Annotated in this window: 17 protein-coding genes; 11 read left to right on the top strand and 6 right to left on the bottom strand. The window is 74.4% G+C overall.

The annotated features are described in order from the left end of the window. From ACFVU7_RS43890 to ACFVU7_RS43880, 3 genes are all read left to right on the top strand, one after another. Nucleotides 1-76, top strand: a 76-nt coding sequence (locus ACFVU7_RS43890; protein ID WP_374214750.1) for an acyl-CoA dehydrogenase family protein, incomplete at its 5' end; no start/stop codon positions are given. Nucleotides 77-196: 120 nt separating this feature from the next. Then, a complete protein-coding gene (locus ACFVU7_RS43885; protein ID WP_388052222.1) occupies nucleotides 197-700 on the top strand; it encodes a GNAT family N-acetyltransferase in 504 nt (167 codons plus the stop codon). A 51-nt stretch (nucleotides 701-751) separates the two neighbouring features. Beyond that, nucleotides 752-1,411, top strand: coding sequence for a class I SAM-dependent methyltransferase (locus tag ACFVU7_RS43880; RefSeq protein ID WP_387974186.1), 660 nt, complete (start codon nucleotides 752-754; stop codon nucleotides 1,409-1,411). A 36-nt stretch (nucleotides 1,412-1,447) separates the two neighbouring features. Here ACFVU7_RS43880 and ACFVU7_RS43875 read toward each other — a convergent pair whose 3' ends face one another. Further along, complete coding sequence (locus ACFVU7_RS43875; protein ID WP_049650041.1) at nucleotides 1,448-1,825, bottom strand: MerR family transcriptional regulator; 378 nt, start codon at nucleotides 1,823-1,825, stop codon at nucleotides 1,448-1,450. 217 nt (nucleotides 1,826-2,042) lie between these two features. Between ACFVU7_RS43875 and ACFVU7_RS43870 the strand changes: the two genes are divergently transcribed. Next, nucleotides 2,043-2,537, top strand: a complete 495-nt coding sequence (locus ACFVU7_RS43870; RefSeq protein ID WP_049650012.1) for a peptidylprolyl isomerase — start codon at nucleotides 2,043-2,045, stop codon at nucleotides 2,535-2,537. Between the two features lie 294 nt (nucleotides 2,538-2,831). Further along, a complete protein-coding gene (locus tag ACFVU7_RS43865; protein WP_049650011.1) occupies nucleotides 2,832-3,413 on the top strand; it encodes a hypothetical protein in 582 nt (193 codons plus the stop codon). Between the two features lie 31 nt (nucleotides 3,414-3,444). Here the strand turns inward: ACFVU7_RS43865 and ACFVU7_RS43860 are convergent, their stop codons facing one another. Continuing rightward, nucleotides 3,445-3,930, bottom strand: coding sequence for a hypothetical protein (locus tag ACFVU7_RS43860; protein WP_388052219.1), 486 nt, complete (start codon nucleotides 3,928-3,930; stop codon nucleotides 3,445-3,447). A gap of 38 nt (nucleotides 3,931-3,968) precedes the next feature. Then, nucleotides 3,969-5,318 (bottom strand): LCP family protein, encoded by a 1,350-nt coding sequence (locus ACFVU7_RS43855; RefSeq protein ID WP_388052216.1) that lies wholly within the window; start codon nucleotides 5,316-5,318, stop codon nucleotides 3,969-3,971. Between the two features lie 448 nt (nucleotides 5,319-5,766). Here ACFVU7_RS43855 and ssuE point away from each other — a divergent pair, with 448 nt between their 5' ends. From ssuE to ACFVU7_RS43825, 6 genes are all read left to right on the top strand, one after another. After that, nucleotides 5,767-6,321 (top strand): NADPH-dependent FMN reductase, encoded by a 555-nt coding sequence (gene ssuE, locus ACFVU7_RS43850; protein WP_049658692.1) that lies wholly within the window; start codon nucleotides 5,767-5,769, stop codon nucleotides 6,319-6,321. Between the two features lie 325 nt (nucleotides 6,322-6,646). After that, a complete protein-coding gene (locus ACFVU7_RS43845) occupies nucleotides 6,647-7,435 on the top strand; it encodes an ABC transporter ATP-binding protein (RefSeq protein ID WP_049658694.1) in 789 nt (262 codons plus the stop codon). Between the two features lie 16 nt (nucleotides 7,436-7,451). Then, nucleotides 7,452-10,022: an ABC transporter permease gene (locus tag ACFVU7_RS43840; protein WP_388052225.1), complete on the top strand. Its 2,571-nt coding sequence runs from the start codon at nucleotides 7,452-7,454 to the stop codon at nucleotides 10,020-10,022. Nucleotides 10,023-10,238: 216 nt separating this feature from the next. Beyond that, nucleotides 10,239-12,230 (top strand): hypothetical protein, encoded by a 1,992-nt coding sequence (locus ACFVU7_RS43835; protein ID WP_380777150.1) that lies wholly within the window; start codon nucleotides 10,239-10,241, stop codon nucleotides 12,228-12,230. 161 nt (nucleotides 12,231-12,391) lie between these two features. After that, complete coding sequence (locus ACFVU7_RS43830; protein WP_049659498.1) at nucleotides 12,392-13,432, top strand: glycosyltransferase family 2 protein; 1,041 nt, start codon at nucleotides 12,392-12,394, stop codon at nucleotides 13,430-13,432. Nucleotides 13,433-13,559: 127 nt separating this feature from the next. Continuing rightward, nucleotides 13,560-14,174 carry an acyltransferase gene (locus ACFVU7_RS43825; protein WP_388052213.1) on the top strand — a complete coding sequence of 205 codons (615 nt, stop codon included), beginning with the start codon at nucleotides 13,560-13,562 and terminating at the stop codon, nucleotides 14,172-14,174. On the opposite strand, the gene ACFVU7_RS43820 is transcribed toward ACFVU7_RS43825, so the two are convergent. The 3 genes from ACFVU7_RS43820 to ACFVU7_RS43810 form a co-directional block, all read right to left on the bottom strand. Beyond that, nucleotides 14,175-15,791 carry an LCP family protein gene (locus ACFVU7_RS43820; protein ID WP_388052211.1) on the bottom strand — a complete coding sequence of 539 codons (1,617 nt, stop codon included), beginning with the start codon at nucleotides 15,789-15,791 and terminating at the stop codon, nucleotides 14,175-14,177. It abuts the gene before it with no gap. A gap of 224 nt (nucleotides 15,792-16,015) precedes the next feature. Continuing rightward, on the bottom strand, nucleotides 16,016-17,308 hold the full coding sequence (locus tag ACFVU7_RS43815; protein ID WP_074003867.1) for an LCP family protein: 1,293 nt from the start codon (nucleotides 17,306-17,308) through the stop codon (nucleotides 16,016-16,018). 36 nt (nucleotides 17,309-17,344) lie between these two features. Next, a complete protein-coding gene (locus tag ACFVU7_RS43810) occupies nucleotides 17,345-18,136 on the bottom strand; it encodes a TIGR03089 family protein (protein ID WP_380741186.1) in 792 nt (263 codons plus the stop codon). Between the last annotated feature and the right edge of the window lie 94 nt (nucleotides 18,137-18,230).

Raw genomic sequence — 18,230 nt, 5'->3', positions numbered from 1 at the left:
GGACGCGAAGATCACGCAGATCTACGAGGGGACCAACCAGGTCCAGCGGATCGTGATGGCCCGCAACCTCCCGTAACGCGCACACACACGCACCGGCACGCACCGGCGTACAGCCACGGCCCCCGACCGCCCGTCCGCGGTCGGGGGCCGGAAAACCGTGCGACGGCGGGCGGCCGCGCTCCGTAGGCTGCCCGCCATGTCCTCCACGCCCGCCGCGACGACGCCGCCCGCACCGCCCGCCACGCTCAGCCTGGCCCCGATCACCCCCGGGAACATCGACGCCGCCCTCGCCCTGCGGGTCCGCCCCGACCAGGAGCACCTGGTGGCGCCGGTGGTGAAGTCGCTGGCCGAGGCGTACGCGTACGGGGAGACGGCCTGGCCCCGGCTGATCCTGGAGGACGGGCGGCCGGTCGGCTTCGTGATGGCCTTCTTCGACATCGTCTTCCACCCCGACCGCCCCGGCGACCGCCCCCGCTCCGGCCTGTGGCGGCTGCTGGTCGACGCCGGGCAGCAGCGCGGCGGGTACGGCCGCTTCGCCGTCGAGCAGGTCTGCGCCGAGATCCGCCGCCGCGGCGGCACCCGCGCCACCGTCACCTACCACCCGGGCCCGGACGGCCCGGCGGAGTTCTACGCCCGCCTCGGCTTCCGCCCGACTGGCGAGCTCAGCGGCGACCAGGCCGTCGCCGAACGGGAGTTGTAGGACCGCCACGGCCTGCCGCGGTCCGGCGGCCGCCGGGTAGGGTCCGGGGCCATGACCGAGCCGGGCTTCCTCACCGAGACCAGGGCGTTCTACGACGCCGTCGCCACCGAGTACACCGATCTCTTCCGGGACGCGCTGGACCGCATGCCGATGGACCGGGCGATGCTGGCGCTCTTCGCCGACCTGGTCCGCGCCGAGCGGCCGGACGGCAGGACGGCCGAAGTCGGCTGCGGCCCGGGCCGGATGACCGGGCCCCTGCACGGCCTCGGCGTGGACGTGCACGGGATCGACCTCTCGCCGCGGATGGTCGAGCTGGCCCGGAAGGCCCACCCGGAGGTGCCGTTCAGCGTCGGCTCGATGTTCGACCTCCCCTTCCGGGACGGGGAGTTGACCGGCGTGGTGGCCTGGTACTCGATCATCCACACCCCGGCGGATCGGCTCCCCGAGGTGTTCGCCGAGTTCGCCCGGGTGCTCGCCCCCGGCGGCCACCTGATGCTCGCCTTCCAGGTCGGCGACCGGCCCCTGCACCTGGAGCGGCCGTTCGGGCAGCCGGTGTCGCTGGACTTCCGCCGGCTGCGGCCGGAGCACGTCGAGGAGCTGGCCCGGGAGGCCGGCCTGCCGGTCACCTCCCGTACGGTCCGGGAGCCGGAGGGCGACGAGAGGACCCCGCAGGCCTACCTGCTGGCCCGCAAGCCGGTGGCCGGGGGCTGAACCGGAGGCCGGATGCCGAACGCCGACGGCCGCACGTCAGGCGGCCGGGGCCGACGGCTGCCCGGAGGCGGTCGCGATCACCTCGTCCAGCACCTCGCGGGAGCGGAGCAGGTCGTCGATCGTCCGGTCGATCCGCTGGCGCTCCGCGGTGAGCTCCTCGACCAGGAGCGGGGTGGCGATCTCGTTCGGGCTGCCGTCGGAGTCCCGCATGCAGGGGAGGATCTTGTAGATGGTCCGGCTGTGCAGTCCGGCCGCGAACAGCTCCTGGATGTGCACCACCCGGTCGACGGCGGCCTCCGGGTACTCCCGGTGGCCGCCCTCGGTGCGGCGGGCGGCCAGCAGGCCCTGCTGCTCGTAGTAGCGCAGCGAGCGCTCGCTCACGCCCGTCCGCCGGGCCAGTTCGCCGATCCGCATGCCGTCCACCCCGTCCCGTGCCGTGCCGCCGTCGCCGTCCGCCGTCGCCGTTCACCGGCCCCGCCCGCCGTCGCGGATCGGGCCGCCCGGAAACCTGACATCGATGGTAGCTTCCCGGTCCCGGCGCGGGGGGCGGAACCGGATAACACAGCGGTGTCCGGCCCGGCCCGACCGGGGGTGACGCGCGAGGAACAGGCGATCGTGCCATGATCCCTGCATGTCTTCCAACGTTTTCTTCGACATCGAGATCAACGGCGAGGCGGCCGGCCGGATCGTCTTCAAGCTCTACGACGACGTCGTCCCCAAGACCGCCCAGAACTTCCGCGAGCTGGCCACCGGCCAGAACGGCTTCGGCTACGAGGGCTCCGGCTTCCACCGCGTGATCCCGGCCTTCATGCTCCAGGGTGGTGACTTCACCAACCACAACGGCACCGGCGGCAAGAGCATCTACGGCGAGAAGTTCGCCGACGAGAACTTCAAGATCAAGCACGACCGCCCGGGTCTGCTGTCGATGGCCAACGCCGGCCGCAACACCAACGGCTCGCAGTTCTTCATCACCACCATCGTCACCGACTGGCTGGACGGCAAGCACGTCGTCTTCGGCGAGGTCCTCGAGGGCATGGACCTGGTCAAGAAGATCGAGGGCCTCGGCTCGCAGAGCGGCCGCACCTCGGCCAAGATCACCATCGCCAAGTCCGGCGTGGTCGCCTAAGCACCGCCGCCACCTGGCACGCACCGCCCCGGAGCGGGACGTCGGATCTTCCGATCTCCCGCTCCGGGGCGGTTTCGCGTCCGCCCCCGTACCCGCGCCCGCGCCCGGACGCCGCCCGGTTCCCGCCCCCTTTCGCGCCGGGCGCCGCCGTGCGGCGGGCAGGGTAGCCCGGAGCGCGGCCGTCCGGGCCGGAACCGGGCAATCGTGCGGCCTGCCTGCGCCGGAGCCCTACGCTCGATTCGGACGCGGCCCCAGCCGCGGCCGAACTCGACTCTGCGGCAAGGTGGTTGACCGATGATGGAGCAGGGCGCCGACGACGGCGAGGTGACCTACGAACAGGTGACGGTGGTCTCCCTGGCCGGCTGCGAGCCGGTCGGCCCGGCGCGGTTCGCCGTCCGGGTCGCCCGCGAGGGCATGACCGTCAAGCGGGTGGCGGGCTACTGGGTGCGCTGGGACGAGCGGTGGGGTCCGGAGGAGGTCCGCCACCACTCCCGCTGGATCGCGGACGAGGAGTACGTGCGGCCGGACACCGGCAGCCTGGAGGGCACCCTCGCGGTGATGGTCGCCGCGTACTGGACGGACCCGGCGGGCGCCTTCCCGCGCCGCCCGGGCACCGAGACGGTGGTGACCTTCCGGCCGGGCGAGACCGAGCACGAGCTGGTGCTGGAGCAGCCCGCGCCGCCCGTGTCGGCGGCCGCCGCCGCGCACCGCCCGGCCTCGCTGTCGGTGCAGCTGACCCACGCGCGGTGGCTGGGCGGCGACGGGCAGCCGATCCACTACGGCTTCTCGGGCGCGACCGAGGAGGCGGCCGGCGGCGAGGGGGAGTGGCTGGTCCGCTTCCCGGAGTGCGGCACCGGCCTGCTGCCGTACGTATAGGCCGCATGGCACGTCCCGTACCCCCGCGCGTTCAGGCGGGGCTCGGAGCGGGCCGGGCCGGCGCCGCCGCGGGCCCCCAGTCGCCCGCCCGCGTCCCCACCTTGCGCGCCGGTGCGCCGGCCCAGATCTCGCCGGGGCCGGTCGAGCGGGTGAGCACCGCGTTGGCCCCGACGACGGTGCCCGCGCCGACGGTCAGCACGCCCTCCTTGCACACCACCTTGGCGCCCGCGCACAGCACCGCCCCATCCTCGACCACCACCCGCCGCATCGCGCTCTCCTCCTGCGGCACCCAGGGGTCGGCCCGGCCGATGGTCACGCCGTTGTAGAGCGTCACGCCGGTGCCGAGGGTGGTGTACGGGTGCAGCACGGTGCCGAAGCCGCGGTGGAAGACCATCAGCCCGGGCCCGATCTCGCAGGCGGCGGGCACCTCCATCCCGTACAACGCGAGCGCCTCCTGGACCAGGCGGCCCAGGAGGCGGTGGCGACGGCGGCGGATCAGTGCGGTGACGAGTGGCATCCACTCATTGTGGTGGAGCGGTCACGCGAAGTGGCCGACTACTTGAACTCCGGCACCGCGGTGTCGTTCTTGAAGGCGTCGAAGACCTGCTTGGACTTGCCGGCGTCCCAGAGCACGGCGGACTCGCCGGTCTTGGTCCGGTAGTCCGGGTTGCCGATCGGCACGGTCAGCGACTTGCCGCTGCCGCCGTTGACGTCCTTCATGGCGAGGAAGAGCGAGCCGAGGTCGGTCAGCCCGCAGTCCTCGTCGACGATCAGGGTGCCGAGCGCGGAGTCGACCAGCGGGTAGAAGGTGAACGGGTTCATCAGGTTGCCCGGGGAGGCGGCCTGGTGGGCGAGGGCGCCGAGGAACTTCTGCTGGTTGCGCATCCGGCCGAGGTCCTGGTCGGCCATCTGGTGGCGCTGGCGGACGAAGGCCAGGGCCTGCTTGCCGGTGAGGGTCTGGTCGCCGGCCTTGAGGTCGAGCCCGGAGTCCTTGTCCTTGACGTCCTGGTCGATCTTCATCTCGACGCCGCCGATCGAGTCGACGATGCCGACGAAGCCGCCGAAGCCGATCTCGGCGTAGTGGTCGATCCGTATGCCGGTGTTCTGCTCGACGGTCTGGACCAGCAGGCGGCCGCCGCCGTTGCCGAAGGCCGAGTTGATCTTCGCGGTGGTGCCCTTGACCGGCTTGCCGTTGCTGCCCGGGTGCTCGGGGATCGGCACCCAGGAGTCGCGCGGGATGCTCATCAGGGTGTTCCCGTTGTCCCCGACGTGCAGGATCATCATCGAGTCGCTGCGCTTGCCCTCGGTGTCGTGCCCGGTGTGCAGGTCGTCCTGCTCGGAGTCGGTGAGGCCCTGGCGGCTGTCGGAGCCGACGATCAGCCAGTTGGTGCCCTTGCCCGCGGCGGGGCGGCCGGGGTAGTCGGCGAGCACGTTCTCGTGGTTGAGCTTGGAGTCCGCCCAGAACCAGGTGGAGACGGCGGTCACCATGACGGCGATCAGCAGGCCGAAGACCGACCACTTCACGATCCGCCGCCGCGGCCAGCGCCGGGCCTGGGCACCGGGCGGGCGGGTGCCGCCGGGGCCGCCGGGGCCGCCGGGGCGGCCCTGACCACCCTGGCCACCGGGACCGCCAGGCCCGCCCTGCCCGCCGGGACCACCGGGGCGCCCCGGGCCGCCGGGGCGGGCGCCGGGTGCGCCGGCCCCCTGCGGCGGGACGCCGCCCAGCCGGGACTGCCCCGGTTGCCCCGGCTGCCCCCCGGGCTGTCGCGGCTGCCGTGGCGCGGCCGCCCCCGGCCCGCGCGGGTTCAGCGAGGACGGCAGCGGCGGCTCGGCCGAGCCGCCTCCACCGCTGCCGCCGTACGGGTTCCCGCCGCCCCCCGGGCGGCCCTCCTGCCACGTGTTCATGCCGACGAGGATGCCCGACCCCGGTCGGGCTGACTCCCCCCGGGGGGCCCACCAGGCCTCTTGTAGCAGTTTTGATGCACGCCCCGAATCGTTCCGCCGAAACATCCGGACACCCGCCGTTCCAGCGGCTGAAACGTTTCTTGACCAGCTCGAACACAGCGTGTTTGCATTCCAGGCATGGATCAGCGTTGGGCACTCACGCGTCGGCGGCACGTCGACCTGCGGCGCGGTGTGGCCTGTTCGCTCTGTCGCGGCTGACACGCGCCCGTCGGGTCCCCGTACTCCCCGCAGGCCCCGCACGTCCGCCGACGTAGCGCCCGGTGCCCCGCAACGCCCCCCCCGCACCGTTCCCGCACCGCCCCCGGTACCGGCCCCCACCGCGGCGCCTTCCCCCGCCGCCGCACTCCGCCGCACCGCGCCGCCCCGCTTCCAGCCAGAGGTGAAACCCATGGCCGTCGTCCTGTCCGTTTCCGGCTCCCCGTCCGCCACCTCCCGCACCACCCGCCTGCTGCGCCACGTCGACGCGCGGCTGGCGGAGCGCGGCCACCACGTCGTCCCCTTCGAGGCCCGCAGCCTGCCCGCGCACGCGCTGCTGTCGGGCGACTTCGACCACCCCGAGATCGTCGCCGTCACCGAGCTGTTCGCCCGCGCCGACGGCGTGGTCGTCGGCACCCCCGTCTACAAGGCCGCCTACTCGGGCCTGCTGAAGGCCCTGCTGGACGTGCTCCCGCAGTACGCCCTGGCCGGCAAGGCCGTCCTGCCGCTCGCCACCGGCGGCTCGCCCGCGCACGTCCTCGCGGTGGACTACGCGCTGCGCCCGGTGCTCAGCTCGATGGGCGCCGGCCACATCACCCAGGGCTGGTTCGTGCTCGACCGCCACATCACCGCCCGGGAGGACGGGACGACCCTGGTGGAGCGCGAGACCGAAACGCTGCTGGCCCCGGTCGTGGACGGCTTCGCCACGGCCCTGGAGCGGCTGGCCGCACCCGCGCTGACGAGCTGACGGACCGTCGCCGCCGGCCCGTACGGGGCGTCCCCGAGACGGGCCGCGGCGACCCCTAGGGGGAGCCGCGCCGCGGCCCGTAGAACCTTGGTTGAGAGGCTTCATTCCGGCGGATGACGAGCGCTCCGCCGCCGACTCCTAACGTGGTTCACACATCCCCACCCGCCAGGAAGCGGCCCGGTTGCGCCGGGTCCGGTGGCCAGGTCCACCGGGAGGGTGGAGACAACTCCCGGTCGAGGACTACCGCCCGCGCCATGTCGCGCGGCGGGCGGGCCCGTGAGGCTGGGGGCCAACGGGTGAGCGCATCTTCCTTAGGAGTGTCCCAGTGACGACGGCAGCAGCAGCCGTGTACGACCCCCAGCTTCCCGGCGGGGCGCCCGCCGTCGCCGCGTCGGCCCGTCAGGTCACCAAGGCGTACGGCTCGGGCGAGACCAGGGTGACCGCGCTCGACGCGGTCGACGTCGACATCCAGCGCGGCCGGTTCACCGCGATCATGGGGCCGTCGGGCTCCGGCAAGTCCACCCTGATGCACTGCCTGGCGGGCCTCGACACGGTCACCTCCGGGCAGATCCGGATCGGCGACACCGAGATCACCGGCCTGAAGGACAAGCAGCTCACCAGGCTCCGGCGCGACAAGATCGGCTTCATCTTCCAGGCCTTCAACCTGCTCCCGACGCTGAACGCGCTGGAGAACATCACGCTCCCGATGGACATCGCCGGGCGCAGGCCCGACCAGGCCTGGCTGGACCAGGTGGTGGAGACGGTCGGCCTGTCCGGCCGGCTCAAGCACCGCCCCGCCCAGCTCTCCGGCGGCCAGCAGCAGCGCGTCGCGGTGGCCCGGGCGCTGGCCGCCCGGCCCGAGATCATCTTCGGCGACGAGCCCACCGGGAACCTGGACTCCCGGTCCGGCGCCGAGGTGCTGACCTTCCTGCGCCGCTCGGTGGACGAACTGGGCCAGACCATCGTGATGGTCACCCACGACCCGGTCGCCGCCGGCTACGCGGACCGCGTGCTCTTCCTCGCCGACGGCGTGATCGTGGACGAGATGTACGCGCCCACCGCCGACTCCGTCCTCGAACGCATGCGCCGTTTCGACGGCAAGCGCACCAGCTGAGCGGCGGGACGACACCATCATGCTGCTCAAGACCTCACTGCGGAGCTTCCTCGCCCACAAGGGCCGGATGGCGCTCTCGCTCATCGCCGTCGTGCTGTCGGTGGCCTTCGTCTCCGGCACCCTGGTGTTCTCCAACACCGCCACCGGCACCTTCGACAAGCTCTTCGCCGCGACCTCCTCCGACGTCTCGGTCCAGCCGCCCAAGCCGGCCGAGGACGAGGAGCAGCAGGCCGCCGTCAAGCCGCCGACCGTCCCGGTCGCGCTGGAGCGGCAGGTCGCCGCGCTGCCCGGGGTGAAGAGCGCCGTCGGCCAGGTCCTGGTCGAGAACGCCGTCATGATCAACCCGGCCACCAACAAGCTGGTCGGCCCGACCACCGGCGCGCCCACCCTGCTCGGCAACTGGACCGACACCCCGGGCAACCCGCTGAAGGTCACCTCCGGCCACACGCCGCGCGGCCCGACCGAGCTGCTGCTGGACGCGGACACCGTGAAGAAGGCCAAGCTCGCCCTCGGTGACACGCTCAGGGTCGAGAACCCCCTCGGCCGGCACGACTTCACCATCGTCGGCATCGGCACCTTCACCACCACCAACCCGGGCGCGGCGCTCGGCTTCCTGGACACCCCGACCGCCCAGCAGGCGCTGCTCGGCGGGCCGGCCTTCAGCACCGTCGAGGCGTACGGCGACGGCAGCCGCGGCGACGACCGGCTCAAGGCCGACGCGCTGGCCCGGCTCGGCGGCGGGTACCAGGTGAAGACGGCGGCCGAGCAGAAGGCCGACCGCAGCGAGCAGGTCGGCAAGGGCCTCGGCTTCATGAAGTACGCGATGCTCGGCTTCGCCTTCGTCTCGGCGATCGTCGGCGCCTTCCTGATCGTCAACACCTTCTCGATGCTGGTCGCCCAGCGCACCCGGGAGATCGGCCTGCTGCGCGCCATCGGCGGCAGCCGGCGGCAGGTCAACCGCTCGGTGCTGGTCGAGGCGCTGATCCTGGGCGTGCTCGGCTCGACCCTCGGGGTCGCGGCCGGCCTGGGCGTGGCGGTCGGCCTGATCAAGCTGATGACGGCGATCGGCATGGACCTGGAGGCGGCCGACCTGCAGATCGGGCCGGACGTGTTCGTCGCCGGGTACGCGCTGGGCATCGTGGTCACCCTGGTCGCGGCCTGGTTCCCGGCCCGCCGGGCGAGCCGGATCTCGCCGATGGCCGCGCTGCGCGACCACGGCACCCCGGCGGAGGCCCGGGCCAACCTCGTCCGCACCGGCCTCGGCCTGCTGCTGACGGCGGGCGGCGGCGCGGTGCTGGTGCTCGGCGCGGGGGCGGAGAAGGCGGCCACCGGCGGCCGGTACCTGGGCCTCGGCGTGGTGCTCACCCTGATCGGCTTCGTGGTGCTCGGCCCGCTGCTGGCCTCGGCCGTCGTCCGGGTGCTCGGCGCGCTGCTGCCGGCGCTGTTCGGCCCGTCCGGCAGGCTCGCCCAGCGCAACGCGATGCGCAACCCGCGCCGCACCGGCGCCACCGCCGCCGCGCTGATGATCGGCCTGGCGCTGGTGATCGCCTCCGCGGTGTTCAGCTCCTCGGCCGTCACCTCGACCAGCGCGCAGATCGACAAGTCGGTGGGCGCGGACTACATCGTCTCCGGCGGCCGTACCGCGATCACCCCCGAGATGACGGACGCGGTCCGGAAGACCCCGGGCATCGACCACGTCACCACCCAGCGGTTCTTCGCCGCCAAGGTCCAGCTGCCGGACGGGCAGAAGGCCAAGACCCCGCTGACCGCGGTGCCGCCGTCCTTCTTCGGCACCGACTTCCGGCCGACCGTCGACTCCGGTGCGGTGGACTCGCTCCAGCGCGGCTCGCTGGGGATCGGCGCCGCCTTCGCCAAGGACCACGGCCTGAAGGTCGGCGACCAGGTCACCGTCGACTACGGCCAGGGCCGCACCCAGACGGTGCCGGTCGGCGCGGTCTTCGGCAAGGGCGAGCTGTTCGGCGACGGCTCCTTCGTGGCCATGGACACCATGGAGAAGGTCGTCCCGGCCGCCGAGCAGCCGCCGGTGTGGACCTTCTTCGCCAAGGCCTCCCCGGGCGCCGACGTCGACCGGACGCTGACCGCGCTGGAGGACGGGCTGAAGGAGTACCCGCAGCTCACCATCAAGGACCGGGCCGGCTACAAGGAGCTCGCCCAGTCCCAGATCAACACCCTGCTCTACCTGATCTACGGGCTGGTCGCCCTCTCGATCACGGTCGCGGTGCTCGGCGTGGTCAACACCCTGGCGCTGTCGGTGGTCGAGCGGACCCGCGAGATCGGCCTGCTGCGGGCGATCGGGCTCTCCCGCCGCCAGCTGCGCCGGATGATCCGGCTGGAGTCCGTGGTGATCGCGGTGTTCGGCGCCGTCCTCGGCACCGGACTGGGCCTCGGCTGGGGCGTCACCGCCCAGCGGGTGCTGCGGGACCAGGGCCTCGGGACGCTCTCCGTCCCGACCGTCACGGTGGCGGTCACGCTGGTCGCCTCGGTGCTGATCGGCCTGTTCGCCGCACTCGTCCCGGCCTTCCGGGCCGGACGCATGAACGTCCTCGCGGCCATCGCGACGGACTGACCCGGCGCCGGGGGGCGCCGGGCCCGGACCACGGGGGAACGGGGGGACCCACGGGGGGACGGGGGAAACGGGGGGACCCACGGGGGACCGGGGGGCACGGGGGACAGGGGCCGGGTGCGCACAGCGCCCGGCCCCTGCGCCGTGCCCCGCCCCCGCAGGTCCGGGCCGGTCCGGCGGGCGTACCGTCCGTTTCCCGGGTGCTGGGATGATCGTCCGATGCTCCCCTCGGACGCCCCGCCCCTGCCCAGCGCAGCGCCCCTCACCAGCGCGGCCGCCGCCCGCTGGCGCGCCGCCCGGACCGCCTGGCGGCTGGACGGCCGCTGGCTCGCGCTGGTGCCGCTCGCGTTCGTGGTCCTGGCCGGCGCGGTGGAGCCGGACGTGGGCCGGTGCAACGTCCAGAACGTCTGCCGGGACACCTGGGGCTCGGGGCTGGCCGGCTGGTCGGTGCTGGCCGAGATCGTCCTGCTGGCCACCAGGGCCCGGGTCCGGGTGCTCGTCCCGCCGGTCGTCCTGGCGCTGCTCTGGTACCTCCCGGAGGGCCTGGTCACCCCGGTCGCCCGCTGGTCGGCGGTGCTGCTGCACGTGCTGCTCACCGCCGTCCTGCTCGGCGCCGAGTCCGGCCGCCGCCGCGCCCGCCAGCAGCTGGACGAGCTGATGGCCCCGCCCGTCCCCTATCCCTGGAGCGCCGCGGGCGGGCCCTCGCCCGTCCACCGGGACGGCCCGCCCGTGCTGCGCCGCGCCCTCGGCGTCCTGCTGCTGGTGGTCGCCGCGGCCTTCCCGGTGTACGGCCTCTGGGCGCAGGCCCGGGCGGACGGCGCCGCCGAGCGGGCCACCCGGGTGACCGGCACCGCGGACGGGAGCGACCGGGACGGCGCGCTGACCGTCCGCTTCCAGCCGCCCGGCGGCGGCCCCGAGCGCACCGCCGCCCTGGACGTCTGGTGGCAGCGCCGGCCCCAGCCCGGCGAGCCCGTCCCGCTGCTGGTGGACGGCGACTCGGTGCGCGCCCTGGGCGACGACTACGACGTCTCCGGCCAGCTGGCCGCCGGCGGCCTGATCGCCCTGCCCGGCCTGGTGCTGCTCGGCTCGGCCGCCGTCGCGAGCGCCCGCCGGGGCAGGCCCGCCTTCGCCGGAGCCGGCCCCGCGCTGGCCGTCCGGGTGCGCGCCGACGCCCGCGGCGACCTGCTGGTGCTGCCGCTGGACGGCCCGCCGGACGGCCCCGGGCTCTGGCGGCTGGTCGAGCGCGACCGCTACCGCTGGGCCCGGAACGCCGCCCCGGACGGCGCGGCCCCGGCGTGGGTGCCCGAACACCTGGAGACCGAGGACGAGGACGCCGACTACCCCGACCCGGTGCTCGACCACGACGAGGACGAGGAGGAGCACTGGGAGCTGTTCGACCGGGCGACCCCGGCCGAGGCCGCCGAGTGGCTGGCCCGGGCCGGCCGCAGCGTGCCCGCCGTGCTGTACGGCGGCCCGGACGGGCCCGACCACCAGCTCCTGGTCCGCCCCGGCCTGCTGGACGGCGACCCGCACTGGGTGGCGGCCGTGGTCGCCCCCGCCGCCCGGCCCCCGCGCGTCGGCCGGCGCTCCGGGCGCTACCGCGAGCGCGACCTGGCCGTCGCCGCGCTGACCGCCGAGACCGTCGCCGCCGCCCCGGCGGCCGGTCCGGACGCCGAGCCGCTGGCCGCCCGCCGCTGGGAGATGCCGCTGCCGCTGCGCGCGGCCGCCGGACCGGTGGCGGCCCTGGTGGTCGCCGCCGCCGTGGTGCTGCTCGACGACGACGGCTGGTGGGAGGGGCTGCTGCGCCCGCTGTGGATCGGCTCGCTGGCGATCCTGGCCTGCGCCCAGACGCTGTCCTGGCAGCTGGTCGCCGACCGCAACGGCCTGCGGGTGGCCACCGCGCTGCGCACCCGCTGCTACCGGTGGGCGGAGATCTCGGCGGCGGCGGCGCACCGGAACCTGCTCACCATCCGGCTGCACGGCGGGCGGGAGTTCTCCTTCTTCAGCCGCCCGGCGGTCTGGCTGGCCGCCCTCTTCGGCGGCCGGTACGACCCGGGGGCGGTGGCCCGGACCGTCGCCACCGCCGCCCACCGCCCCGACCTGCGCCCGGCGCAGGCCCTGCCGGACCGGCTGGGCGGCCCCCAGCACCTGGTGAACCGGCTCGCGCTGACCGGCTACGCGGTGTTCACCGTCGCCCACTACGCACTCTGAACCCACCCCGGACCGCCACCGGATCCACACCGCTTCCGGCCTGCGCGTAAGGGGGAGTACGGTGTTCTTGATCACAGCACCGGCGCGGCACCGCGAGGCGTCCCCGGCAGCCCGGACCGGGACAAGACGAGGACACGTCCGCACCGGTACGGTTGGCCCCGATGAACACCAAGGCTGCTGAGGAGCTGCCGGCTGTTTCCGTGATCATGCCGGTGCTCAACGAGGAACGTCACCTGCGCACGGCGGTCCGGCGCATCCTGGACCAGGAGTACCCCGGGCCGATGGAGGTGGTGATCGCCCTCGGCCCCTCCACCGACCGCACCGCGGAGATCGCGGCCGAGCTGGTGGCCGAGGACCCGCGGGTGCGGACGGTGGCGAACCCCACCGGCCGGACGCCGGCCGGGCTGAACGCCGCGATCCGGGGCTCCCGGCACCCGATAGTCGTGCGCGTGGACGGCCACGGCCTGCTCACCCCCGGCTACATCACCACGGCGGTCCGGCTGCTCGGCGAGATGGACGCGGCCAACGTCGGCGGCATCATGCACGCCGAGGGCGAGACCGAGTGGGAGAACGCGGTCGCCGCCGCGATGACCTCCAAGATCGGCGTCGGGAACGCGGCCTTCCACACCGGAGGCCTGGCCGGCCCGGCGGACACCGTCTACCTCGGGGTGTTCCGGCGCGAGGTGCTGGAGAAGCTCGGCGGCTACAACGAGGAGTTCATCCGCGCCCAGGACTGGGAGCTGAACTACCGGATCCGCCAGGACGGCGGCCTGGTCTGGTTCACCCCCCAGCTCAAGGTGACGTACCGGCCCCGCCCCTCGGTGCGGGCGCTGGCCAAGCAGTACAAGGACTACGGCCGCTGGCGCCGGGTGGTCACCCGCTACCACCGGGGCTCGGTCAACCTGCGCTACCTCGCCCCGCCGGCCGCGCTGGCGGCGGTCCTGCTCGGGCTGGGGCTCGGCGCCGCCGTCCACCCGGCCTTCCTCGCGGTTCCCGGCGCGTACCTGCTGGGCATCCTCGGCGGTGCGGCGGTCGAGGGGCGCGGCCTGTCGTTCAAGGCCAAGGCGCTGCTGCCGGTGGCCTTCGCGACCATGCACCTCAGCTGGGGCTTCGGCTTCCTGACCTCACCGCGCTCGCTGGCCCGGAGAGTGATCGCCAGCGTCGGCCCGGCCGCCAAGGACGTGCTCTCGAAGACCGGCTGATCCGCGGATCCGCCGATTCGTTTCGGCAGCCGCCAGGGCGCCTTCTCGGCACCTCCTCGGCGGCACCGCCCGGAACCCGTCCGGGACCCGTCCGGCACCCTTCCCGGCACCGCTATCGTCGGTGCGCATGGCGACAGTTGAGGGCGGGTCGGGCGCGGCCCGGATCGAGCCGAGCGCGGACGTCGACGAACGGGCCGCGATCGGCGCCGGGACGACGGTCTGGCACCTCGCCCAGGTCCGCGAGGACGCGGTGGTCGGCGCGGACTGCGTGATCGGCCGCGGCGCGTACGTCGGCCCCGGCGTCCGGATCGGGGACCGGGTCAAGGTGCAGAACCACGCGCTGGTGTACGAGCCGGCGGTGGTCGAGGACGGGGTGTTCATCGGCCCGGCCGCCGTCCTCACCAACGACCGGTACCCGCGCGCGGTCACCCCCGACGGCCTCCCCAAGGGCCAACTCGACTGGCGTGCCGAAGGGGTGACGCTCCGTCACGGCTGCTCGATCGGCGGCCGGGCGGTGCTGGTCGCCGGGGTGACGGTCGGCCGCTGGGCCCTGGTCGCGGCCGGCGCCGTGGTGCACCGGGACGTCCCGGACTTCGCCCTGGTCGCCGGTGTCCCGGCCCGCCGGATCGGCTGGGTGGGCCGGGCCGGCGAGCCGCTGCGGCCCGCCGGGGACGGCGGCTGGCAGTGCCCCCGGACCGCCGAGCGCTACCGCGAGCAGGGCGGAACCCTCGTGCCGCTGTAGCTACTTGGCGCAGACGTCGGTGTCGTCCGCCTGCACCCGCTGGAGGTCCTCGGGCGCCTCGGTGGGCACCGCCGGGGTGGCGGGGGCGGTCAGCACGTCCTTGCCGAGCACCAGCAGCAGCCCGCTCTTCGGGTCGGACTTCTCGGCCGGCCGGACGGCGTCGCCGGGCAGGCCGAGGGCGGCGGCCAGGGCGCCGGCCTCGGCCTCCATGCCGCTCGGGTAGGACACCGTGGTGGTGTCGGCGGGCGGTGCGTCGCTGCCCACCGCGGCCCGGTCGAAGCCCTTCGCCCGGAGCTTCTCCACGGTCGGCCCGGACTGTCCGCGCTTGCCGCTGCCGTTGCGGACCGTCAGCTGGGCGGTCTTGAGGTGGATCGCCGGGAGGGTGGCGGCCGGCGTGGTGGGGGCCGGGGCGGCCGGGGCCGCCGAGGCGTCGGCGGCCGGTGCCTCGGGGGCGGGCGGGGCGGCGGTCTCGGTCAGCGAGCGGTCGGCCGCGACCATCGCGAACAGCTGCCCGGCGTCCGGCTGCTTGAGGATCACCCGGTTCTCGTCCTTGGGGTCGTCCAGGACGGGCGCGGTGGTGAAGGTGATGTTCTTGGTGTCGACCCTGCTGATGTCCAGCGCGAGGTCCTTGAGCTTGTCCACGCTGCCGATGCCGGAGTCCACGGTGAGCGCCTTGGTGGCGGCGTCCGCGAGCTTGTAGAGCTTGGTCGGGCTGGTCAGGGTGTCGTCGCTCTTGATCTTGCGGATCATCGAGCTGATGAACTGCTGCTGGAGCGGGATCCGGGTGAGGTCGCCGCCCTGGCCGACCGCGTGCCGGGTGCGGACGAAGGCCAGCGCCTCCTCGCCCTGGACCACGTGCCGGCCCTTGGTCATCTTGAGGTGGGAGCCGGAGTCGTTGATGTCCTTGGCCGCGCAGACCTCGACCCCGCCGACGGCGGTGGACAGGCTCTTCACCGCCTCGAAGTTGACCTGCACGAAGTGGTCGACCCGGATCCCGGTGTTCTTCTCGACGGTCTTCCAGGTGCAGCCCGCGTCGCGCCCGGCCTGGCCGAGGCTGTTGTTGAACTCCTCCCGCGCCGAGCCGGGGATCTTCTTCCCCTGGGTGCTCTGGCACTCCGGGATCGGCAGCATCAGGTCGCGCGGGAGGCTGATCACCGTCGCGTTGGTGCGGTCCTTGGCGATGTGGAACAGCAGGGTGGTGTCGGCGTGCCCGGTGCTGCCCTCGTCGCCGTACTCCCGGCCGAGGCCCTCCCGGCTGTCCGTGCCGATCACCAGGACGTTCAGCGCGTCCCCGGCGGCCGGCGGGCGCTCGGACTCGTCGCCCAGCTGGACCTTGACCGAGGTCAGGTTGTCGTTGAAGTGCCGGTACAGGTAGTACGCCCCGCCGCAGCCCGCGACCATCACCAGGGCGCCCGCTCCGGCCGTCCACTTGAGGGCCCGTCGGCGCCGGCTGCGCCTGGCGAGCGCGGCGGCCCGCCGACGGGTGTCCCGGCGGCCCTCCGGGGCCGGTGCGGCGGGCTCCTCGGCGGTCGGTGCGGCGGCCCCGCGGCGCTGCCGGGGGACGCCGGGGGCCGGGTCCACCCGGTACCGTCCGGTTTCCGGTTGCTCCTCGTGCACGGGGGTTCCCTACCTTCGACCGGTCACGGCTGTGGACCGCCCGTACGGACGGGCCGATCCGGACACAGTAGACGAGCCGAACGCGGGAGTCGTTCCCGGTGTGATCTCCGCCATGTTCCGGCAATGCGGAGGTAAATACCGTACGTGGCCGACCAATTGCGGAAGCGTCCGGATCGGTCGGTGCGGCCGGCCCGGGGCGGCCGGGGTCGGCAGGGGCGTCCGGCTCAGTGCTGGGCGCAGGCGTCCACGTCGGCGGTGCGTCCCTCGAAGGTGGGCGCGGCGCCCGCCGAGGGTGACGCGTTCGCCAGCGCCGCCACCTCGGCCGTCGGCTGGCTCCCGGCGCCCGGCCCCGCCGCCGGCGAGCGGCCCGCCCCCGGGACCGGCCCCGGGGACGGCGCGGACCCGGGCGGCCGGACGGCGACCGGCCGGTCGTCCCGCAGCGCCGCGAACAGCTGGCCGGTCTGCGGCTGCACGAACTCGTCCCGGTCCGAGTCGTAGCGGTACGGGCGGCGCGGCGCGGTCAGGAAGACCACGTCCGCCGAGGGGATGCCGCGCAGGTCCTGGGTGAGGTCGTACAGCGCGCCGAGCGAGGACAGCGCGCCGTCCGCCCGGACCGAGGAGGTCGCGGCGTCCAGCACCGGCCACAGCTTCGCCGGGTTCAGCAGCACGCCCTGCGACTGCACCTTGCGGATCAGCGCGGCCAGGAACTGCTGCTGACGGCCCATGCGCTGGGTGTCGCTGCCGTCGCCCAGGCTCTCCCGGGCCCGGACGTAGCCGAGGGCCTGCTCGCCGTGCAGGGTCCGCCGGCCGGCGGCCAGGTCGAGCTTGGCGTCCTTGTCGTGGATCGGCTGCGGCACGCACACCTCGACCCCGCCGATCGCGTCCACCATCGTCTTGAAGCCGCTGAAGTCGAGGATCACGTAGTGGTCGATCCGGATGCCGCTCAACTGCTCGACGGCCCGGATCGAGCAGGCCGGACCGCCCGTCTCGAAGGCCCAGTTGAACTGCATCAGCGCGGGCCTGCTGCGGGTGCCGTCCGGCTTCTCGCAGGCGGGGACGGTCACCATGACGTCCCGCGGCACGGAGACCGCCGTCGCGTGCCTGCGGTCGGCGGCCAGGTGCAGCAGGATCGTGGTGTCCGAGCGCTGGCTGCCCGGCTCGCCGCCGTACGAGCCGTTCGCGCCGGAGCGGTCGTCACTGCCGATCAGCAGGAGGTTCTCGGCGCCCCGCGCCCCGGCGGTGCGGCTCGGCCGCTCGGCCTCCAGTTTGGCGAGCAGCCGGTCGGTGGCCGAGTCCGCGCGGATGTTGCCGTCCAGCGTGCGGTAGGCGATCCAGAGCAGCACCCCGGTGGCGACCAGCAGGAACGCGACGGCGCCGGCGGTGATCATCAGCCACCGCCGGCGCCTGCGCGGGCGTCCGCTCCCGCCCGGAGGGGTGTCCGTCGGCGGGCCGTCCTGGGCCGCGCCGTTCGTCGGGGGAGTGGCGGTCGGGGGGTGCTCGGTGTCGTCCTCGGCCATGGCAGCGATCCCTACCCGCCGGGCCCGGGCCGGGGGTTAGCCGAGGCGCAGTGTCACCCGTTCGGATTCGGTCCGCTTCTCCCACTGCCCGGCGTCCAGCGTCTGCGAGTTGCGGCAGAGCACCACCGAGGCGCCGGCTGCCAGCGGCGCCAGCAGACCGGCCTCCAGACCGGTCCAGTCGTCGTACGAGAGGGTGGACAGCACGCGGTCGCCGGGCTTCAGGCCGAGCCGTGCCGCCCCCTCCCGGGCCAGCGCCACGGTCTGCTCGCCCGTCAGCTTCAGCGGCAGCCCGTCCACCGCGGTCTCCAGCGCCGGCCCCTCCGGGGCGACGGGGGAGTACGGGGCGAAGCGGTCGCCCTGGCCGGGCACCTCGGCGGCGTAGTCGAGGAAGCCGTCCGGGCGCTGCGGGAAGCGGCCGCCGAGCGGACGCAGGGCGAGCGCGACCCGCTCGCCCTCGCAGGCCTGGGCGGCCTCCAGCCCGTCCGGGCCGCTGACCACCAGGTCGGCGGCGGCCGGGTCGCCGCCCGGCACCGCCGTCACCCCGACCGACCAGCAGGCCAGCAGCCAGACGGCGCTCTGCCAGTGGGCGGGCAGCAGCAGCGCCGCCCGGTCGCCGGGGCCGGCGTTCAGCTCGTCCTGGAGGAGGTTGGCCGTCTTGGCCACCCAGTTGTCGAAGGTCCGGGCGGACAGCTCCACCCGTTCGCCGGTGGCGTCGTCGTAGAAGGTGACCAGAGGGGCCGCGGGATCGACCGAAGGCGTGCCGCCGCGCAGGAATGCGTGCAGCAGCTCGACGGGGGTGCGGGCGTCGGCAGCGAAGGGCGCAGTCATGGTGCGCCCCAGCCTACGGCCTTCGGGTGGGAGGTCGGGAGGGGCGGCCGAACGGGCGCGGAGCGGCGTGGCGGGCGGTCCGGTTTGCGGCGAC

It is taken from the genome of Kitasatospora sp. NPDC058046 (genome assembly GCF_042885595.1).
Classification (GTDB): Bacteria; Actinomycetota; Actinomycetes; order Streptomycetales; family Streptomycetaceae; genus Kitasatospora.
Note: the sequence above shows the minus strand (reverse complement) of the source record. Positions and strands in the feature narration are given on the sequence as shown.